Here is a 17,486-nt window from a genome sequence, read left to right as displayed (position 1 = left end):
GCAAAAGAGGGGAAATCTTATCCCATATAAAGGAGGGATGATGCATTGTTTAGCTTTAGATATTGGTGGAACGAAAATCGCTGCCGCCATTGTTGCGAATGGGGAAATTCATCAACGCCAACAAATTGCCACGCCACAGGAGAATGCGGCGCAGGCGTTGCAACAAGCCATTGCGCAATTATTGGCGGAGTATCAAAATCAGTTTGACTATGTTGCTGTAGCATCCACCGGCATAATAAATCAGGGAATTTTGACCGCACTTAATCCTAAAAACTTGGGCGGACTTGCCGAGTTTCCATTAAAAGCAAGTATTGCCCGCCATACTTCCAAACCTGTTGGTTTATTAAATGATGTGCAGGCGGCGGCTTATGCAGAATATCAATTGCAAGATCGTAGTCAATTAGCCAATTTTGCCTTTATTACGGTGTCAACTGGGGTTGGCGGTGGGTTGATTGTCAATCGTCAATTACTCACAGAACCCAACGGCATTTCAGGGCATATCGGTCATACCTTATCCGATCCGAATGGTCCGTTGTGCGGTTGTGGGCGGCGTGGTTGTGTGGAGGCAATTGCCGCAGGTCGAGCCATTGAAGCGGTGGCATCGACTTGGAGCGATCCTTGTTCTCCGAAAGAAGTGTTTGAACGTTTTAGAAAAAATGATGAAAAAGCAACCGCACTTGTCGCAAATTCTGCGCGGGCTATTGCGAATTTGGTGGCGGATTTAAAAATAGCCATGGATATGCAAAAAATTGTGATAGGCGGAAGTGTTGGTTTAGCAGAAGGCTATCTACCTTTGGTGCAACGGTTTCTTGAGGAAATGCCACCTATTTATCGTTGCGAAATTGAAAGCGCCCGATTGGGACAAGATGCCGGTTTAGTGGGGGCTGCCCATTGGGTTAAGGATACATTACTTCGTCAGTCTCAAAAGGCTGGTCAGGGAGCCTGTTATGCCTAAAAGTGGAAATATTTTAAATACCATCAGCTCGCTTTATCAAAGCCTAACGAAAACAGAGAAAAAAATTGCCGACAGAATTTTAATGTCACCGGATTTGGTGGTGCAGTGTCCACTTTCGGAAATTGCCGACCATTTAGAGGTGGGGGAAGCCACCTTTGTCCGTTTTTGTCGTTCTATTGGATTTAAAGGCTTTAGTGATTTTAAATTAGAACTCTCTATTGAACTCGCCACCAAGGACAATGGCGATAATCCTTTATTGGAAACGGATATTGAGCATACAGACAGTTCGTTACATATTGCTCAAAAATTACAAAGTGCGATTTCCAATGTCGTGAATGAAACCATTAATTTGCTGGATTTTAAACAATTGGAAAATGCGGTTTCCGCTATCCGTCAGGCAAATCGTATTTTCTTATTTGGCGTGGGATCATCAGGGATCACGGCAGAAGAAGCAAAAAATAAATTGATGCGTATCGGTTTTCAAGTGGATGCCACAGGTAACAATCATTTTATGTATATGCAAGCGGCATTATTAACATCAAAAGATGTGGCGATTGGGATTAGTCATTCCGGTTATTCGCAAGAAACTGCTCATGCCTTAAATATTGCGAAAAAAAATGGGGCAACTACCGTGGCGATCACCCATAGTTTACGTTCACCCATTACCGATTCAGCGGATTTTGTTTTGGTAAACGGGAATAAGCAGGGCAAATTACAGGGAGATTCCATCGGGACCAAAATTGCCCAGCTTTTTGTCTTGGATTTAATTTATGCCTTGCTGGTGCAATCAGAGCAGGAACGAGCGGTGGAAACCAAGCAGAAAACCCTCAATGTGATTCTCGAACAACGTATAAAATAGGAGAAAATTATGCGTGATTTAAAAGGTATTTTTAGTGCGTTATTAGTGTCATTTAACGAAGACGGATCCATTAATGAGAAAGGATTACGTCAGATCATTCGTTATAATATCGACAAAATGAAAGTGGATGGTTTATATGTAGGCGGCTCTACCGGTGAAAACTTTATGCTTTCTACGGCAGAGAAAAAAGAAATTTTCCGCATTGCAAAAGATGAAGTGAAAGATCAAGTGGCATTGATTGCACAAGTGGGCAGTGTGAATTTACAAGAAGCTGTTGAATTAGGTCAATATGCCACCGAATTAGGTTATGACTGTTTGTCTGCCGTCACCCCGTTCTACTATAAATTCAGTTTTCCTGAGATCAAACATTATTACGACACCATTATTGAGAAAACCGGTAATAATATGATCGTCTATTCCATTCCATTTTTAACCGGGGTGAATATGGGGATTGAACAATTCGGTGAACTTTATAAAAACCCGAAAGTGCTGGGCGTGAAATTTACCGCAGGAGATTTTTATCTCTTAGAACGTTTGAAAAAGGCTTATCCAAATCACCTTATTTGGGCGGGGTTTGATGAAATGATGTTGCCGGCTGCAGCTTTAGGTGTTGATGGCGCAATTGGTTCGACATTTAATGTCAACGGTGTGCGTGCCCGTCAAATCTTTGAATTAACCCAAGCTGGTAAACTGCAAGATGCCCTTGCGATTCAACATATCACCAATGATTTGATTGAAGGCATTTTGGCTAACGGTTTATATTTAACCATTAAAGAATTGCTTAAATTGGAGGGCGTGGAGGCAGGCTATTGTCGTGAACCAATGACGGCAAAAGCAACGCCGGAACAACTTGCCAAAGCAAAAGAATTAAAGCAGAAATATTTATAAAAAATTGACCGCACTTAGTACAATCATTCTGTCGGAATTCATTTTCTCTAAGGTCGTGTAATGTGCTAAGTGCGGTCAAACGATAAGGAATTTATTATGCGTCTTATCCCTTTACAAACAAACGAACAAGTCAGCCGTTGGGCGGCCCGTCATATTGTTGATCGGATTAACCATTTTCAACCCTCAGCAGAACGCCCTTTTGTGCTAGGGCTACCCACCGGCAGTACGCCGTTAAAAACCTATCAAGAATTAATTCGACTTTATCAAGCAGGTGAAGTAAGTTTTAAATATGTCGTCACCTTTAACATGGACGAATATGTGGGTTTACCACAAGCTCACCCTGAAAGCTATCACAGCTTTATGCATAAAAACTTCTTTAATCACATTGATATTCAACCGCAAAATATTCATATTTTGAACGGTAATACAGACGATCACGATGAAGAATGTCGCCGTTATGAGGAAAAAATTAAATCTTACGGAAAAATCAATTTATTTATGGGCGGTGTGGGAAATGACGGGCATATCGCCTTTAATGAGCCGGCATCATCATTAAACTCCCGTACACGCATTAAAACCCTAACGCAAGATACGCTAATTGCCAATTCCCGTTTCTTTGATAATGATGTCAATCAAGTGCCGAAATATGTCTTAACCATTGGGGTAGGCACTTTATTGGATGCAGAAGAAGTGATGATTTTGGCGACCGGACACCAAAAAGCGCTTGCTGTGCAAGCTGCCGTGGAAGGGGCCGTAAACCATATGTGGACCGTCAGTGCATTGCAGCTACACCGCCACTTTATTTTGGTATGCGATGAAGCCGCACAGCAAGAATTAAAAGTGAAAACCGTAAAATATTTTAATGAATTGGAACAACGCGCTATTCATAGTGTGTTATCGTAGTTCACCATACCGCACGAAAGTGCGGTTGTTTTTTTGATGATTTTAGGAAGACAAAATGAAATATGCATTAGTGAATTCGGTGATTTACACCAAATACGAAGTATTACACAATTTTGCGGTGGTGATTAACGGGGAACTTATCGAAGCCGTTATACCGCAAAATGAACTTGAGGCAGGCATTAAAACTATTGATTTACAGGGCAATAATTTAACCGCCGGTTTTATTGATCTTCAACTCAATGGTTGTGGCGGTGTGATGTTTAACGATCAAACAACGGTGGAAACCTTAGAGATTATGCAAGCTACCAATTTAAAATCCGGCTGTACCAGTTTCCTCCCCACTTTTATTACCGCCCCGGACGAAGGCATTAAAAGAGCGGTAAACACCATGCGTGAATATTTAACCCGGCATAAAAACCAAGCACTCGGGTTACACATTGAAGGGCCTTATATTAGTGTGGAAAAAAAAGGGGTACATCGCCCAGAATATATTCGTGAAATTTCAACAGAAATGAAAGATTTCTTATGTGAAAATGGCGATGTGGTTACCAAAATCACCCTCGCCGCAGAGAACCCGACTTCACAATATATTCCTGATTTTGTCAAAAGCGGTATTATTGTTTCCATTGGCCATTCCAATGCCGATTATGAAACTGCAAAGGCGGCATTTCGTAAAGGGGCAACTTTTGCCACCCATCTGCATAATGCCATGTCGCCTATCAGCTCGGGCAGAGCGATGGGCGTGGTGGGGGCGGTGTTAGATTCCGATATTTACACCGGCATTATTATCGATGGTGTGCATGTGGACTATGGCAATGTCCGACTTGATAAAAAAATCAAAGGTGACAAATTATGTATCGTTACCGATTCCATTGCCGCAGCAGGGGCTGGGCCTGAGTTAAAAAGTTTTACCTTTGAAGGCAAAACCATTTATGTGAGAGAAGGGCGTTGTTATGATGCCAACGGCACCATTGCAGGTGCTTCAATTACTATGATGGAATCCATCAAAAATGCGGTGGAATATGTAGAAATTCCCCTTGCTGAAGCCATTCGTATGAGCAATCTTTACCCGGCACGCGCTATCGGCGTAGATGATCGTTTGGGCTCGGTAGAAAAAGGCAAAGTTGCCAATCTTGCTGTGTTTACAGCAAATTATGAAGTGCTCGGCACAGTGGTAAATGGGGAATGGCAAGCCCATTTATTATCATAGAAAATCAATTTTATAAAAATCAGCAAAATCCATATCGTAAAAAAGGTATGGATTTCTTATTTAAAATCGACCGCACTTTCGTGGTAAACTAGCAGCTAATTTTCCCTCATAAAGGCATTTTCGTGAAAACTACCCGCTCCGTTTCGTTACGCATTGCGAAATATCTTTTTCTGATTATTGTTGTTGCCGGCGTAATCAGTGCTTTGAGCTTGGCAATTATCACGAGCAATAAATCCGATGCAGAGGCCATTAACGTTTCCGGCTCTTTGCGGATGCAAAGTTATCGTTTGCTCTATTTAATGGAAAAGCAACCGGATATTGTGGAAAAAAATCTGAGTTTTTATGAAAAAAGTCTCCATACCCCAAGTTTAGTGGAAATTCAACATCAGCTTTTTACACCGGATGTGGTGAAGCAATCTTATCAAACGATTCTTAAACGTTGGGCGGAAATGGAAACTTTTGCCCGCCAAAATAATATTCGACAATATAGCCAAAACCTGACGGATTATGTGAGTGAAGTGGATTATTTTGTATTTGAATTGCAACGTTTTAGCGAGCAAAAGTGGTTTTTTGCCTTATCCGTATTGTGTTTTTCTATGTTGCTAATTGTGGGAATGGTATCTTATGTGATTTGGTTTACCCGACGTGAAGTGGTGAAACCGTTAAAATTGCTCACTCATGCCAGTATGCAAGTGCAAATGCGGCAATTTAACCACATTCCATTAGATACGGAAAACGATAATGAATTGGGGACGTTAGCACGTGTGTTCACACAGATGTCGGCAGAGCTGGGTAAACTTTACTCTCGTCTTGAAGAGGCTGTGAATGAACAAACCCAAAAGTTGCGTCAAACCAATCACTCTTTAACCACACTTTATCAAAGTTCTCAATTACTTACGGTAAATGCGATTAATGAAACGATTCTCAGCCAATTGCTGAACCGTATTCGTATGAGTGAACATTTACGCTATATTGAATTGGAAGTGTCAGGCGCAGAACATTGGAATATCCGGTTTGGTGAAAAACAGGCAGATCAGAGTTTACAAGTCGAAGAATTAAAGATCGAAAATGAAACCCTAGGGGAACTTTTATGGCAAGCCGGCTTGCCTTGTCCTGATCCTCGAATGATGCAAAATCTTGCCCAAATGTTAGCACGTGCCCTCTTCTTCCATAAGAACCAAAGGCAACAAGAACACCTTTTGCTAATGGAAGAGCGGTCAATTATTGCACGGGAATTGCATGATTCTTTAGCCCAAGTCTTATCGTTTTTGCAAATCCAACTTACCTTGCTGAAACATAATTTGAAGAAAGAAGATGAATCAGCGAAACAAAAAAGCCTTGCCATTATTACGGATTTTGAACAGGCACTTTCAAGTGGTTATGCCCAGTTACGTGAATTATTGGCAACCTTCCGATTAACGGTACAAGAGGCGAATTTACAACTGGCATTAGAGCAAGTGATTGATTCCTTACGTTCGCAAACGACGATGAAAATGGTCGTTAATAGTCGATTACCTTCGCAAAGTTTAAACCCACAACAACTGGTTCACGTATTACAAATTGTAAGAGAAGCCGCATTGAATGCGATTAAACATTCAAAAGGGCAACTGATTGAAATTAACGCATATACAAATGCGGAAGGGGAATATGAAATACTGATTCAAGACGATGGCATCGGTATTCCAAGTTTAGATGAACCCGCAGGGCATTACGGTTTAAATATTATGGTGGAACGCAGCCGTCAACTGAATGCGGAATTAACCATTCATCGTCGTCAACAGGGCGGTACTCAGGTGAAAATTACGCTGCCACAAACATTATTTTAAGGAAAAACTATGCAAAGTTTACAGCCTTTCCATACCTTTCATATTTCGGTTCAGGCACATCAAATTATTGAAGCAAAAGACATCGGGCAGCTAAAAGAAACCTGGGCTGAGGCGAAGGCACAACATCTGCCGGTGCTTTTTCTCGGACAAGGCAGCAATATGCTGTTTTTAGAGGATTTTAACGGTGTTGTCATCATTAACCGTTTGCTTGGCATTACCCATAAACAGGATGAGCATTTTCACTATCTGCATATTAACGCCGGAGAAAATTGGAATCAATTGGTGGAATGGACTCTTGAACAAGGGATTGATGGCTTAGAAAATCTTGCCCTCATTCCGGGTTGTGCCGGTTCTGCCCCTATTCAAAATATCGGGGCTTATGGGGTGGAATTTAAAGATTTCTGTCATTATGTGGATGTATTGGATTTAAACAGTGATAAATCATTTCGTTTAAGTGTGGACGATTGTGACTTTGGTTATCGTGAGAGTGTGTTTAAACATCGTTATCAAACCGGTTATGTCATCACGGCGGTAGGATTAAAACTCGCCAAAAATTGGCAGCCCGTGTTGAAGTATGGTTCCCTTGTTAATTTTGATCCGCAAACCGTCACGGCAAAACAAATTTTTGATGAAGTTTGTCGGATTCGTCAAAGTAAGCTGCCAAACCCGAGTGAATTTGGTAATGCGGGGAGTTTTTTCAAAAACCCTGTTGTGAGCGCAGAACAGTTTGCTGACATTCAAAAACTCAGCGAAAATATACCGCACTTTCCACAAAACAACGGTTCGGTGAAATTAGCAGCCGGTTGGTTAATCGATCAATGCCATCTCAAAGGTTTCCAAATCGGTGGGGCTGCGGTTCACGAAAAGCAAGCGTTAGTTTTGATCAATAAAGAAAATGCAACGGGGCAAGATGTCGTGAAATTGGCGCATTATATACGGAAAAGCGTTGCGGAAAAATTCGGTGTACTTTTGCAGCCTGAAGTGCGATTTATCGGTGTGAATGGCGAGGTGGACAGTGAAAAGGCAATTGCTTAACCTTCGCTTAATTTAAAGAATATAAAATAAAAATTTCCTATCATTTTAGTCATAACATTGATAAAAGAGGGAAAAATCTTAGAACAAAAGGAAAATAAAATGGCTTTTAAAGAAATTTTAGATGAACTTCCAACCATTGATCATCTATCGGGATTAAATGTGAAACAGGGAGATGAGATTATTCATCACATTCCTGCCATACCGGGTAAACTCGGTTCATTACGCCTTTATCATGCCCTTGCCGAAAAATTTAATGGAAAATTAGACCGCACTTCCGCACAACAGGGGATTGAATGGTTCGCTGAATATGTCGAAGATGCTAAAAAACATCCGGGAAAGCATCCGAATATTGATTTGCTTTTCAATGTCGTTGAGAAAGAGCTGGTATTGCATCTTGAATTATTAAAAAATCAACAAGAAAATTGAACTTTTAATTGGTAAAACCTGTCTTATAGTATAAATCAGTTCAATAAAACCTTTTATTGTGCTATAACTAAACGCATTATTTGGCTGATGCCAATTAGAAAAAGAAGGGAAAAGATGGATAAAGAAACACAAATGATGTTGGTTCCTCAAGGTAGTATTGAAGGCTATATTCGCGCAGCAAATGAGTATCCAATGTTGACTGCCGAGGAAGAGAAAGAATTAGCAGAACGTTTGTATTATAACGGTGATATTGAAGCTGCGAAAAAACTAGTATTGTCCCATCTTCGTTTTGTCATTCACGTGGCTCGGGGGTATTCCGGTTATGGTCTGCCTCAGGCGGATTTGATCCAAGAGGGCAATATCGGCTTAATGAAAGCGGTCAAACGTTTTAACCCGGAAATAGGCGTACGCTTAGTTTCATTTGCCGTGCACTGGATTAAAGCGGAAATTCACGAATATGTCTTGCGAAACTGGCGTATCGTGAAAGTTGCCACCACCAAAGCACAACGTAAATTATTCTTTAATTTACGCAAAACAAAACAACGCTTAGGTTGGTTCAACGAAAAAGAAGTGGATATGGTGGCTAATGAGCTGGGTGTATCAAAAGAAGATGTGATCGAAATGGAATCACGCATGACCGGTGCGGATGTGGGCTTTGATTTACCGACAGATGATAGTGAGGCGGAAACCTATTCACCATCGCTCTACTTGGAAGATAAAAGTTCTAATTTTGCCGCAGAACTTGAAAATGAAAATTTTGAAAACCAAGCTGTAGAGCAATTAAGTGTTGCTTTAAAAAATCTTGATGCCCGTAGCCAAGATATCATTAAAACCCGCTGGTTGGATGATGAGAAAGCAACGTTACATGACTTGGCGGCAAAATATAATGTTTCTGCAGAGCGTATCCGGCAACTGGAAGCTAACGCATTGAAAAAATTGAAAAGTGCGGTCAATTTCTAGGAAATTTTCGGTATTATGTGGCGCTTGCACAAAAATTTAAGCGATTAAAAACCTTAAAATCCCCATTGAAATTTTACAATGGGGATTTTTTATTATGAAATCATCAAAGTCGAAAAGAATTTTGAGGCTAACTCATTACATATCGTTAGATAGGTCTTTGAAGGTTTTATTTCAATCATACTATTCTTTTTATTTCTAATGCGAATACCTTAGATCAAACAATACCAAGACATATCATTAAATTGTTTTATTTTTATATGATTTCCTTTTATGATAAATGCCCAAAGAAAAGGTCTCTACTATGAAAAAAACACGTGTTATCCCTCATCCGAACTGGGCTGCAACCTCCTTGTGGTCGATAAACTTCACGACGTTATCCGTTTTAATTTTATCGTTGGCGATTTTAGGCATAGGCGATGGTTTAATTGTGCTTTCAGGGTTAGGTTCGACACCTTGGACGGTGCTTTCTCAAGGGGTGGCGTTACAAACCGAAATCAGCATTGGTTGGTCTTCATTTTTTATTAGCTGCATTGTGATGTTTGCGTGGTGGCCGTTAAAGCTCCGTTTTGGCTTAGGCACAATTTTAAATATTATTGTGATCGCCTTCTTTCTAGGGCTTACCACAAAAATTTTGCCGCAACCGACCGCACTTTCGGGGCGAATCGCCTTGGGTATTGTTGGGATCTTGTTATATGGATTAGGCACGGCGTTTTACCTCACCTGCCATTTGGGTGCCGGACCGAGGGATGGCTTAATGGTGGGATTATGCCAACGTTTTCACCTCAATGTGGGCATTGTTCGCACCACCCTTGAAGTATCCGTTTGCCTACTGGGCTTTATCCTCGGCGGCACAGTAGGCATTGGTACATTGATCTTTGCCAGCGGAATCGGTTGGCTCGTACAAGGCTACCTTCGTTTAATTTCCCGTTTGCCACATTCGCTGAATGAAAGGAATAATCTCAGTGAGCGCCTGAGGGATTGAAATCAAGCCTAAATTCATTTGGCTTTCCTTGCCCTTTGGCGGACAAAATGCGATGTGTTTATCCGCCTCATTAATCGGTTTCCAACGAATCGGTAAAGCGGAACGACGGCTTGGATAGAACCCCACCGTTGGGATATTCAATGCCCCACTTAAATGCAATGGTCCTGTGGAACCAGCAATAAAGAGATTTGCACAGGCTAAGGAATGGGCAAAATCAACCAGCCCCCGATTTTTATCGTAAATCACAAGACGTGAATCCCCCACTAATTGCGCCAACTCATGGGCTTTCTCGCTTTCTCCGGGACCGGCAGTGAGCACAATTTGGCAATCAAACTCTGCAAGCAACCCTTGAATTAATTGTGCATATTGTGTCAGTGAAAGATTGGTTGCCGAACCGCCTGAACCGCTATGCACAAAAATCCATTTCTTATTCGCAGAAAGCCCCAAGGTTTCTTGTAAAAAAATACGCTGATTTTCAACCGCACTTTTATCCAACACAAGATAAGGCGGTTTGGGCTCAACAATCGGCATACTGTATTGGGTTAAAAATGCCCGAACCAAATCCTGATTGTATTCCGCCTCCGATTTTTCCGAACGGGAACGGCGTTGAGTCAAGCGATGGTTATAAAGAAATTGAATGAGCTTTGTCGCCGGTGCGAGGCGATATTTAATACCACTTTTCCACGCCAATTTTGCATTGTGTATATCGGAAACAAAGCTCATCATTCCATCAAAACGCTTAGCTTTAATTTCCTTAACCAAACGTTTAAAATCTGCCTTATCGTCCTTTTGGCTATCAATGATAACTTCATCCAAATAGGGGCAAATTTCTGCAAGTGGTGCAGTATAGCGGGGCACCAGTGCGGTTAATTTTAATGCCGGATTTGACGCTTTTAACATCGCAAAAGCCGGCCATGCTTGCATAAAATCCCCAAGTTTATCGTTACGGATAAGCAATATGTTTTTCATCATTGCACCTCATTGTGTGTTTTCTCTGCTTGTTTTAACAGGGCATAAAACACCACCGTTAAGAAAAGATAGAAAATATTTCCGGAATTGTGGGTGAAGAAACCTTGGCTTAAACAATAGATCATAATGGAAAGAATATGCACGGTTCCTAAGGTCGCCACTAATTTAACCACTGAAACAGGGCTGTTCAAACGGCGTTTAAATTGATATAACGGCACCAGTAAAATGCCTAACAAGGCAATCAAGCCCATCACGCCCCGTTTTGATAGATCATCAAGGTATTGGTTATGAGCATGGGTAAATTGCCCGATATTCCCTGCCACCGTTTTGGTTTCCACATCTTGCTTACGCTTTTCTGTCGCGCCCTGCTCGCCCCAGCCCAAAATCGGTTTTTCCTTTATCATTAATGCGGCACTTTTCCACATTTCAAAACGCAGCCCAAGGGAGGTATTCGCGTTATTTTTTTCATATCTGGCAATATCATGCTGAATTAAAGAAAGGCGTTCCATCACTCGGCTATTGGGCATTTGGCTTATCCCAACCAGAGCAAGCGTAAATAGGCTGATAACACCAAAGAAGAATTTTTTTGAGAGCGAATGGCGATAAATCCATAACATCACCACAAGCATAATCGGCAAGGCAACCCATCCCCCACGAGCGGTGGAAAGAATACTTCCCACGATGCCAAAGAAAGAAGCAAAAATGCAAAGTGCGGTCATTTTTTTCTGTGATTTTTGCCAGTAATAAAGCCCAACTGCCATACTAAATAAGCCAAATGACATGGCAATATCGCCCCCTTGGATATGCATAGTTCTAGGGGTATATGCCATAGGGCTATGTAAAATAAATTTATCATAAAGCGCAACAATCCCCGCAATGACTGAACCCAGCGGGATAGCATAAATCAATGCACAGTACTTTAACGGCATTTTTAATAAAAAAATTAAGGCAGGAATTAATAAAATCGCACGGCTTGGATTATCTAACACGCGTCCTTTTTCGTCATTGACAAGAAAAGAAAGCACAAAAACAGAAAAATAAAAAATATAACTATAAATCAGCCATTTATCTTCTTTTGATAAATTCCATTGGCATTTTTTAATGAGACAATAAATACTATAACCCAGCCCTAACAACATCAAAAAAATCGGCGCAAAATTGTGTCCACCTTTAAACGCCAACACGGATAAAAAGAAAAGGCTAATACTAAAATTCGCCAAAAAAGGGAGAAGATTCTGTTTTGAAATTTGCATAAGTTATCACTCAACTATAAAAAAACCGCACTAAAAAGTGCGGTTGTATTCTATGCTATTTTTGTGGATTATAAAACATCAACACAGTTTAGGTCTTCGAAAGATTGCTCTAAGCGTTTAGACATAGATTCTTCCATTTTGCGTAACCAAACACGTGGGTCATAGTATTTTTTGTTTGGCACATCCGGACCTTCAGGATTACCTAATTGACCTTGTAAATAGGCTTCATTTGCTTTGTAGAAGTTTAGAATACCCTCCCACGCAGCCCATTGTGTATCGGTGTCAATGTTCATTTTGATTGCACCGTAGCCGATTGCTTCACGGATTTCTTCACGAGAAGAACCGGAACCGCCATGGAATACAAAGTTGATTGGTTTAGCCGGAAGATTACGCTCTTTTGCCACGAACTCTTGTGATGCACCTAAGATAGACGGTTTTAATTTCACATTACCCGGTTTATACACACCATGCACATTACCGAATGCCGCTGCAACGGTGAAGTTCGGGCTAACCGGATTTAATTGGTCATAAACGTATAACACGTCTTCAGGTTGGGTATAGAGTTTAGATTCTTCTACATCTGAATTATCTACACCGTCTTCTTCACCACCGGTGATACCAATTTCGATTTCAAGGGTCATCCCCATTTTATCCATACGGGCAAGGTATTCGCGGCAAATCGCCATATTTTCTTCCATTGGCTCTTCAGATAAATCGATCATATGAGAAGAGAATAATGGACGACCGGTTTCAGCAAAGTGTTTTTCACCCGCTTCTAATAAACCATCAATCCATGGAAGTAATTTTTTCGCTGCGTGGTCGGTGTGAAGGATAACCGGCACACCATATTCTTTTGCAAGAGTATGAACCTGCTTCGCCCCAGCAATCGCACCTAACACATCAGCACGAGCGCCTGATGCAGGTTTGATGCCTTTCCCTGCATAGAAAGAGGCACCACCGTTAGAAAATTGAACAATAACCGGCGCTTTGACACGTGCAGCAGTTTCTAACACCGCATTCACTGAATCAGAACCTACACAGTTTACCGCCGGAATAGCAAAATTATGTTCTTTTGCATAAGCGAATACTTTTTGTACATCTTCACCAGTTAATACACCCGGTTTTACAATATCTAATAAACCCATCTTGTTGTTTCCTTCATTTAAATGTTGAGAACTTTTACTGGGTGCGTGGATCATTGCCCACACACCATCGTCATATTTGGTTAATTAACCGTTCGCACGTTTTTCAAGAATTTCTACCGCCGGTAATACCTTACCTTCGACAAATTCTAAGAATGCACCACCACCGGTTGAAATATAAGAGATTTTATCCGCAATACCGAATAAATCGATCGCTGCTAGGGTATCACCACCACCAGCAATGGAAAACGCATCACTGTTTGCAATGGCATGAGAAATTACTTCTGTTCCTTTGCGGAAGTTAGGGAATTCAAACACCCCTACTGGGCCGTTCCATAACACAGTTTTTGCATTTTTGATGATTTCAGCCAATTGTGCCGCAGATTTATCACCAATATCAAAAATGGATTCATCGTCTTTCACTTCCGTCACTGCTTTTTCTGTTGCCGGTGCAGTTTCAGAAAATTCTGTGCCCACACGCACATCAACCGGCACTGGGATATCCGTACTTGCCGCTAATTCTTTAGCAACAGGGATCAAATCTTCTTCATACAAAGATTTACCCACGTTATGACCTGCCGCCGCAATGAAGGTATTGGCGATACCGCCACCCACAATAATTTGGTCAGCGATTTTTGAAAGGGAATTTAACACTTCTAATTTTGTGGAAACTTTAGAACCGCCCACAATCGCCACCATCGGACGAGCCGGTTCTTTTAACGCTTTGCCTAACGCATCTAATTCAGCCGCAAGTAATGGGCCTGCACAAGCAACCGGCGCAAATTCAGCCACACCGTAAGTTGAAGCCTGAGCACGGTGTGCCGTACCGAAGGCATCCATCACAAACACATCACAAAGTGCGGCATATTTTTTCCCTAATTCAGGATCGTTTTTCTTTTCACCTTTGTTCACACGCACATTTTCCAGCACCACAATTTCGCCTTCTTTTACCTCTACACCATCAAGGTAATCACGAACTAAGCGCACAGGCACATCAAGGTGTTCATTCAAATAATCAACAACCGGTTGTAAAGAATCTTCAGGTTTAAATTCACCCTCAGTTGGACGACCTAAGTGAGAGGTCACCATCACTTTCGCCCCTTTTTCAAGAGCTAATTTCAAAGTAGGGATGGTGGCACGAATACGAGCATCGGAAGTTACTTTGCCGTCTTTTACCGGTACATTAAGATCCGCACGGATAAACACACGTTTGCCCGCTAAATCTAAGTCGGTCATTTTGATTACTGACATAATCTATCCTCTTTGTTGGTTAAAGTTAAAATTGAAACCCGCACATTATACCGAGTTATCGTTAGGTTGTAACGATTTAGATCAAAGAAATCCCAATTACTTCGGGCAATCGATCACCCGCCATTGTTTATCATAACAAACAAATAATTCATCCCGGCTTGCCCCAAGATAGACATTTTTTAATTGAGGATTATGTTGTTTCATCCAACGGAATAATTCACGGCGATCCAATTTTTCCTTTGGTAATTGCAAAGCACTAAACAATGCCAAGGTTTTGGCGAAATATTGCTCGGCAGAAGAAAATGCACAGCTCCCGTGTTTTTCCCATTCCCCTTGTAAGAGTTTCGCCCCAGGCGATAGGGTTAAGTAAGGTTCAATCACCGATTGAGGTAATGCAGGTAAATCCCCTTGGCAAAAACGAGGGTGTTCTGCCACAGAACGGGCATTGGCATTTTGTGGCCATAAACCATGCACCACCCAGCCAAAAGTGCGGTTATTTTCACATTGGTATTGGGCTGAGGAAGGCAATTGATTACCGTATTTTTCACGTTGAGAAGCACAAAATCCCGGTGACCAGGAAAGCGCTAACATATAATAATCCACCGGTGCATTGGCATTTTGCCCGATAGGATCATCACGCATCACCACATCATAATCGGCAAAAACTTCCGTATTTTTGACCGCACTTTTATGCACTTGAGTGCGACTTTGTGCTGAGCTGTTAGAGGAGGAAGATGTTTTTTTTCCTTCAGTGAAATATTGCCAGAGACCGATAAGCGCAAGAACAATAATGGAAAGTGTAGAAATCGTTTTTTTCATAACTGTGTTTTTTTCATAACCGTGTTTTTTGTCAATTTTGTGTTTGTCGGCTATAATCCGCCAACTTCGATTTAAGATATTGGAAAGATTCTTATGGCATTACTCATCACTCAAAAATGCACGAATTGCGATATGTGCTTACCGGAATGTCCCAACGAGGCGATTTCGGTCGGTGATGAAATTTATGTCATCGATCCTACATTGTGTACCGAATGTGTCGGTCATTATGACACACCAACCTGCCAAAAGGTTTGCCCAATTACAAATTGTATTAAACCCGATCCCTCTCATCAAGAAACGGAAGAACAGCTTTGGGAACGCTTTGTGATGATTCACCATGCGGACAAACTTGAAGGCTAAATGGGGTTTACTCAATGAACAAAACCAAGCTCATTAAAATCATCGTGATTTTGATTTATCTGTTTAGTCCTATCGATATTCTACCGGAAGCTGTACTCGGCCCAATGGGGCTCGTTGATGATGCCGCAGCCATATGGCTATTAATCAAAATTTTACTTTCTAAATAAAAAGTGCGGTTGATTTTCACTGAGAATATCAACCGCACTTTACATCATTACGCCGTTTTCATTTGAAAAATCACCAACTCCGCCTGACAACAAAAAGCAAATTTTGCATTTAATAAATAGCCGTCATCCGTTTTGCTGATTTCCGACTGAATTTCGCAAGGCTCACTTTCCACCTCACGGGCTTTTTGGGTGAAGAAGTCCAGTGCGGTTTTCGCCTGTTCTTCGGTGTCATAAATGTAATTGATTTCTTGCGTGCAATCCCGATTATCAAATAAGGATTTCATATCAAAAGTATTACAACCCACACATTCAATGGGTTTTTCTGTTTGAATTGCCATAATTCACTCCCTCTTTAATTGCTATCGTGGATTAAAACAGACAGCTTGCCGCCGAGCGTACAAAGACCATCGCAAAGCAAGCTAACTCTGTATCATTGAAGGTTTCATTCACTATTTTGCTGCCACAAAGCCCACGGCTTCGTACACTTTTGCCAGCGTTTCTTGTGCCTTTTCCCGTGCTTTTGCTGCCCCTTGACGAAGCACCTCATCAAGCAAGGCTTCATTGTTACGGTATTCATGGAAACGGGCTTGTAAACCGGCAAGCAAATTTGATACCTCATCGGCGACGGCTGTTTTTAAATGACCGTACATTTTCCCTTCAAATTCCTGCTCTAATTCTGCAATGGATTTATCCGTAACCGCTGAAAGAATATCCAATAAATTTGATACTCCCGCTTTATTTTTCACATCATAACGAACCACAGGCGGTTCATCGGAATCCGTCACCGCACGTTTAATTTTTTTCGCCACGGATTTCGGGTCTTCTAACAAGGTCACCACATTATTGCGGTTATCATCAGATTTTGACATTTTCTTTTCCGGGTCCTGCAACGACATAATTCGTGCGCCTGCTTTACCAATAAAAATCTCAGGAATGGTGAAAATATCACCATAAAGGGCGTTAAAACGGTTGGCAATATCACGGGTAATTTCCAAATGTTGTTTTTGATCATCACCTACCGGTACGCTTTTGGCTTGATAAAGCAAAATATCCGCCGCCATCAATACCGGATAATCAAACAGGCCTACATTAATATTTTCCGCATAGCGTGCTGATTTATCTTTAAATTGTGTCATACGGCTCATTTCACCAAAATAAGTATAACAATTTAGCACCCAGCTTAATTGAGTATGTTCCGGCACGTGTGATTGCACAAAAATCGTCGCTTTATTAGGGTCTATGCCGCAGGCTAAATATAACGCCACTACATCAAGGGTAGCTTTCCGAAGGGCTACCGGGTCTTGACGGACGGTGATTGCATGTAAATCGACCACACAGAAAATACACTCATAATCCTCTTGCATTTTTACCCAATTACGCAACGCCCCTAAATAATTGCCAATAGTCAGCTCACCGGAGGGTTGCACACCGCTAAATACGATTGGTTTTGTCATAACTTATCCTTTTCATTTTGCAAACAA

Annotated in this window: 19 protein-coding genes; 12 read left to right on the top strand and 7 right to left on the bottom strand. The window is 41.4% G+C overall.

Annotation, left to right across the window (positions count from 1 at the left end):
- Positions 1-40: 40 nt before the first annotated feature.
- The 10 genes from BKK52_RS04010 to yczE all read left to right on the top strand — a co-directional run bounded on the left by BKK52_RS04010 (position 41) and on the right by yczE (position 10,044).
- Positions 41-955, top strand: a complete 915-nt coding sequence (locus BKK52_RS04010) for an N-acetylmannosamine kinase (RefSeq protein ID WP_077477992.1) — start codon at positions 41-43, stop codon at positions 953-955.
- Positions 948-1,814 (top strand): MurR/RpiR family transcriptional regulator, encoded by an 867-nt coding sequence (locus tag BKK52_RS04005; protein WP_077416043.1) that lies wholly within the window; start codon positions 948-950, stop codon positions 1,812-1,814. The genes BKK52_RS04010 and BKK52_RS04005 overlap by 8 nt, the downstream gene beginning before the upstream one ends.
- 9 nt (positions 1,815-1,823) lie before the next feature.
- Positions 1,824-2,702 carry an N-acetylneuraminate lyase gene (nanA, locus tag BKK52_RS04000; protein ID WP_077426863.1) on the top strand — a complete coding sequence of 293 codons (879 nt, stop codon included), beginning with the start codon at positions 1,824-1,826 and terminating at the stop codon, positions 2,700-2,702.
- 96 nt (positions 2,703-2,798) lie between these two features.
- Complete coding sequence (gene nagB, locus BKK52_RS03995) at positions 2,799-3,605, top strand: glucosamine-6-phosphate deaminase (RefSeq protein ID WP_077477990.1); 807 nt, start codon at positions 2,799-2,801, stop codon at positions 3,603-3,605.
- Between the two features lie 55 nt (positions 3,606-3,660).
- The gene (gene nagA, locus BKK52_RS03990) at positions 3,661-4,815 is read left to right on the top strand and encodes an N-acetylglucosamine-6-phosphate deacetylase (protein ID WP_077473936.1); all 1,155 of its coding nucleotides are present in this window, start codon (positions 3,661-3,663) and stop codon (positions 4,813-4,815) included.
- Positions 4,816-4,937: 122 nt separating this feature from the next.
- Positions 4,938-6,641, top strand: a complete 1,704-nt coding sequence (gene narQ, locus BKK52_RS03985; protein ID WP_077421166.1) for a nitrate/nitrite two-component system sensor histidine kinase NarQ — start codon at positions 4,938-4,940, stop codon at positions 6,639-6,641.
- Between the two features lie 9 nt (positions 6,642-6,650).
- On the top strand, positions 6,651-7,676 hold the full coding sequence (murB, locus tag BKK52_RS03980; RefSeq protein WP_077421167.1) for a UDP-N-acetylmuramate dehydrogenase: 1,026 nt from the start codon (positions 6,651-6,653) through the stop codon (positions 7,674-7,676).
- 99 nt (positions 7,677-7,775) lie between these two features.
- Complete coding sequence (locus BKK52_RS03975) at positions 7,776-8,102, top strand: DUF2322 family protein (protein ID WP_077421168.1); 327 nt, start codon at positions 7,776-7,778, stop codon at positions 8,100-8,102.
- Positions 8,103-8,216: 114 nt separating this feature from the next.
- On the top strand, positions 8,217-9,062 hold the full coding sequence (rpoH, locus tag BKK52_RS03970) for an RNA polymerase sigma factor RpoH (RefSeq protein ID WP_077421169.1): 846 nt from the start codon (positions 8,217-8,219) through the stop codon (positions 9,060-9,062).
- Positions 9,063-9,363: 301 nt separating this feature from the next.
- On the top strand, positions 9,364-10,044 hold the full coding sequence (gene yczE / locus BKK52_RS03965) for a membrane protein YczE (RefSeq protein ID WP_077477989.1): 681 nt from the start codon (positions 9,364-9,366) through the stop codon (positions 10,042-10,044).
- Here yczE and BKK52_RS03960 read toward each other — a convergent pair.
- The 5 genes from BKK52_RS03960 to BKK52_RS03940 all read right to left on the bottom strand — a co-directional run bounded on the left by BKK52_RS03960 (position 9,979) and on the right by BKK52_RS03940 (position 15,478).
- Complete coding sequence (locus BKK52_RS03960; protein WP_077477987.1) at positions 9,979-11,013, bottom strand: glycosyltransferase family 9 protein; 1,035 nt, start codon at positions 11,011-11,013, stop codon at positions 9,979-9,981. The two genes, yczE and BKK52_RS03960, sit on opposite strands and share 66 nt — an antisense overlap.
- Positions 11,013-12,266, bottom strand: a complete 1,254-nt coding sequence (locus BKK52_RS03955) for an O-antigen ligase family protein (protein WP_077477985.1) — start codon at positions 12,264-12,266, stop codon at positions 11,013-11,015. The genes BKK52_RS03960 and BKK52_RS03955 overlap by 1 nt, the downstream gene beginning before the upstream one ends.
- A 68-nt stretch (positions 12,267-12,334) precedes the next feature.
- Entirely contained in the window at positions 12,335-13,411 is a 1,077-nt protein-coding gene (gene fbaA, locus BKK52_RS03950; RefSeq protein ID WP_077477983.1) for a class II fructose-bisphosphate aldolase, read from the bottom strand.
- Between the two features lie 84 nt (positions 13,412-13,495).
- A complete protein-coding gene (gene pgk, locus BKK52_RS03945; protein ID WP_077477981.1) occupies positions 13,496-14,659 on the bottom strand; it encodes a phosphoglycerate kinase in 1,164 nt (387 codons plus the stop codon).
- 96 nt (positions 14,660-14,755) lie between these two features.
- Positions 14,756-15,478 (bottom strand): ribonuclease T2 family protein, encoded by a 723-nt coding sequence (locus BKK52_RS03940; RefSeq protein ID WP_077477980.1) that lies wholly within the window; start codon positions 15,476-15,478, stop codon positions 14,756-14,758.
- Between the two features lie 93 nt (positions 15,479-15,571).
- On the opposite strand from BKK52_RS03940, the gene BKK52_RS03935 reads away from it, so the two are divergent.
- Together BKK52_RS03935 and BKK52_RS03930 are read left to right on the top strand one after the other, a co-directional pair.
- Positions 15,572-15,838, top strand: coding sequence for a YfhL family 4Fe-4S dicluster ferredoxin (locus BKK52_RS03935; protein WP_077421176.1), 267 nt, complete (start codon positions 15,572-15,574; stop codon positions 15,836-15,838).
- 14 nt (positions 15,839-15,852) lie between these two features.
- Positions 15,853-16,005: a DUF1232 domain-containing protein gene (locus tag BKK52_RS03930; RefSeq protein ID WP_077421177.1), complete on the top strand. Its 153-nt coding sequence runs from the start codon at positions 15,853-15,855 to the stop codon at positions 16,003-16,005.
- A gap of 47 nt (positions 16,006-16,052) precedes the next feature.
- On the opposite strand, the gene BKK52_RS03925 is transcribed toward BKK52_RS03930, so the two are convergent.
- Positions 16,053-16,343: a YfcZ/YiiS family protein gene (locus BKK52_RS03925; protein ID WP_077421178.1), complete on the bottom strand. Its 291-nt coding sequence runs from the start codon at positions 16,341-16,343 to the stop codon at positions 16,053-16,055.
- 111 nt (positions 16,344-16,454) lie between these two features.
- Positions 16,455-17,459, bottom strand: coding sequence for a tryptophan--tRNA ligase (trpS, locus tag BKK52_RS03920; RefSeq protein ID WP_077473931.1), 1,005 nt, complete (start codon positions 17,457-17,459; stop codon positions 16,455-16,457).
- Positions 17,460-17,486: the final 27 nt, after the last annotated feature.

Origin of the sequence: Rodentibacter trehalosifermentans (assembly GCF_002000545.1) — a bacterium.
In the GTDB taxonomy this organism is placed as follows: domain Bacteria; phylum Pseudomonadota; class Gammaproteobacteria; order Enterobacterales; family Pasteurellaceae; genus Rodentibacter; species Rodentibacter trehalosifermentans.
Note: the sequence above shows the minus strand (reverse complement) of the source record. Positions and strands in the feature narration are given on the sequence as shown.

Excerpts from the sequence above, each read along its gene's own strand:
- fbaA (WP_077477983.1), bottom strand. The coding sequence starts at position 13,411 with ATGGGTTTATTAGATATTGTAAAACCGGGTGTATTAACTGGTGAAGAT.
- BKK52_RS03935 (WP_077421176.1), top strand. The coding sequence starts at position 15,572 with ATGGCATTACTCATCACTCAAAAATGCACGAATTGCGATATGTGCTTA.
- trpS (WP_077473931.1), bottom strand. The coding sequence starts at position 17,459 with ATGACAAAACCAATCGTATTTAGCGGTGTGCAACCCTCCGGTGAGCTG.
- murB (WP_077421167.1), top strand. The coding sequence starts at position 6,651 with ATGCAAAGTTTACAGCCTTTCCATACCTTTCATATTTCGGTTCAGGCA.
- BKK52_RS03940 (WP_077477980.1), bottom strand. The coding sequence starts at position 15,478 with ATGAAAAAAACGATTTCTACACTTTCCATTATTGTTCTTGCGCTTATC.
- BKK52_RS03925 (WP_077421178.1), bottom strand. The coding sequence starts at position 16,343 with ATGGCAATTCAAACAGAAAAACCCATTGAATGTGTGGGTTGTAATACT.
- yczE (WP_077477989.1), top strand. The coding sequence starts at position 9,364 with ATGAAAAAAACACGTGTTATCCCTCATCCGAACTGGGCTGCAACCTCC.
- nagA (WP_077473936.1), top strand. The coding sequence starts at position 3,661 with ATGAAATATGCATTAGTGAATTCGGTGATTTACACCAAATACGAAGTA.
- nagB (WP_077477990.1), top strand. The coding sequence starts at position 2,799 with ATGCGTCTTATCCCTTTACAAACAAACGAACAAGTCAGCCGTTGGGCG.
- rpoH (WP_077421169.1), top strand. The coding sequence starts at position 8,217 with ATGGATAAAGAAACACAAATGATGTTGGTTCCTCAAGGTAGTATTGAA.
- BKK52_RS03975 (WP_077421168.1), top strand. The coding sequence starts at position 7,776 with ATGGCTTTTAAAGAAATTTTAGATGAACTTCCAACCATTGATCATCTA.
- BKK52_RS04005 (WP_077416043.1), top strand. The coding sequence starts at position 948 with ATGCCTAAAAGTGGAAATATTTTAAATACCATCAGCTCGCTTTATCAA.
- BKK52_RS03960 (WP_077477987.1), bottom strand. The coding sequence starts at position 11,013 with ATGAAAAACATATTGCTTATCCGTAACGATAAACTTGGGGATTTTATG.
- nanA (WP_077426863.1), top strand. The coding sequence starts at position 1,824 with ATGCGTGATTTAAAAGGTATTTTTAGTGCGTTATTAGTGTCATTTAAC.
- BKK52_RS03955 (WP_077477985.1), bottom strand. The coding sequence starts at position 12,266 with ATGCAAATTTCAAAACAGAATCTTCTCCCTTTTTTGGCGAATTTTAGT.
- BKK52_RS03930 (WP_077421177.1), top strand. The coding sequence starts at position 15,853 with ATGAACAAAACCAAGCTCATTAAAATCATCGTGATTTTGATTTATCTG.
- pgk (WP_077477981.1), bottom strand. The coding sequence starts at position 14,659 with ATGTCAGTAATCAAAATGACCGACTTAGATTTAGCGGGCAAACGTGTG.
- BKK52_RS04010 (WP_077477992.1), top strand. The coding sequence starts at position 41 with ATGCATTGTTTAGCTTTAGATATTGGTGGAACGAAAATCGCTGCCGCC.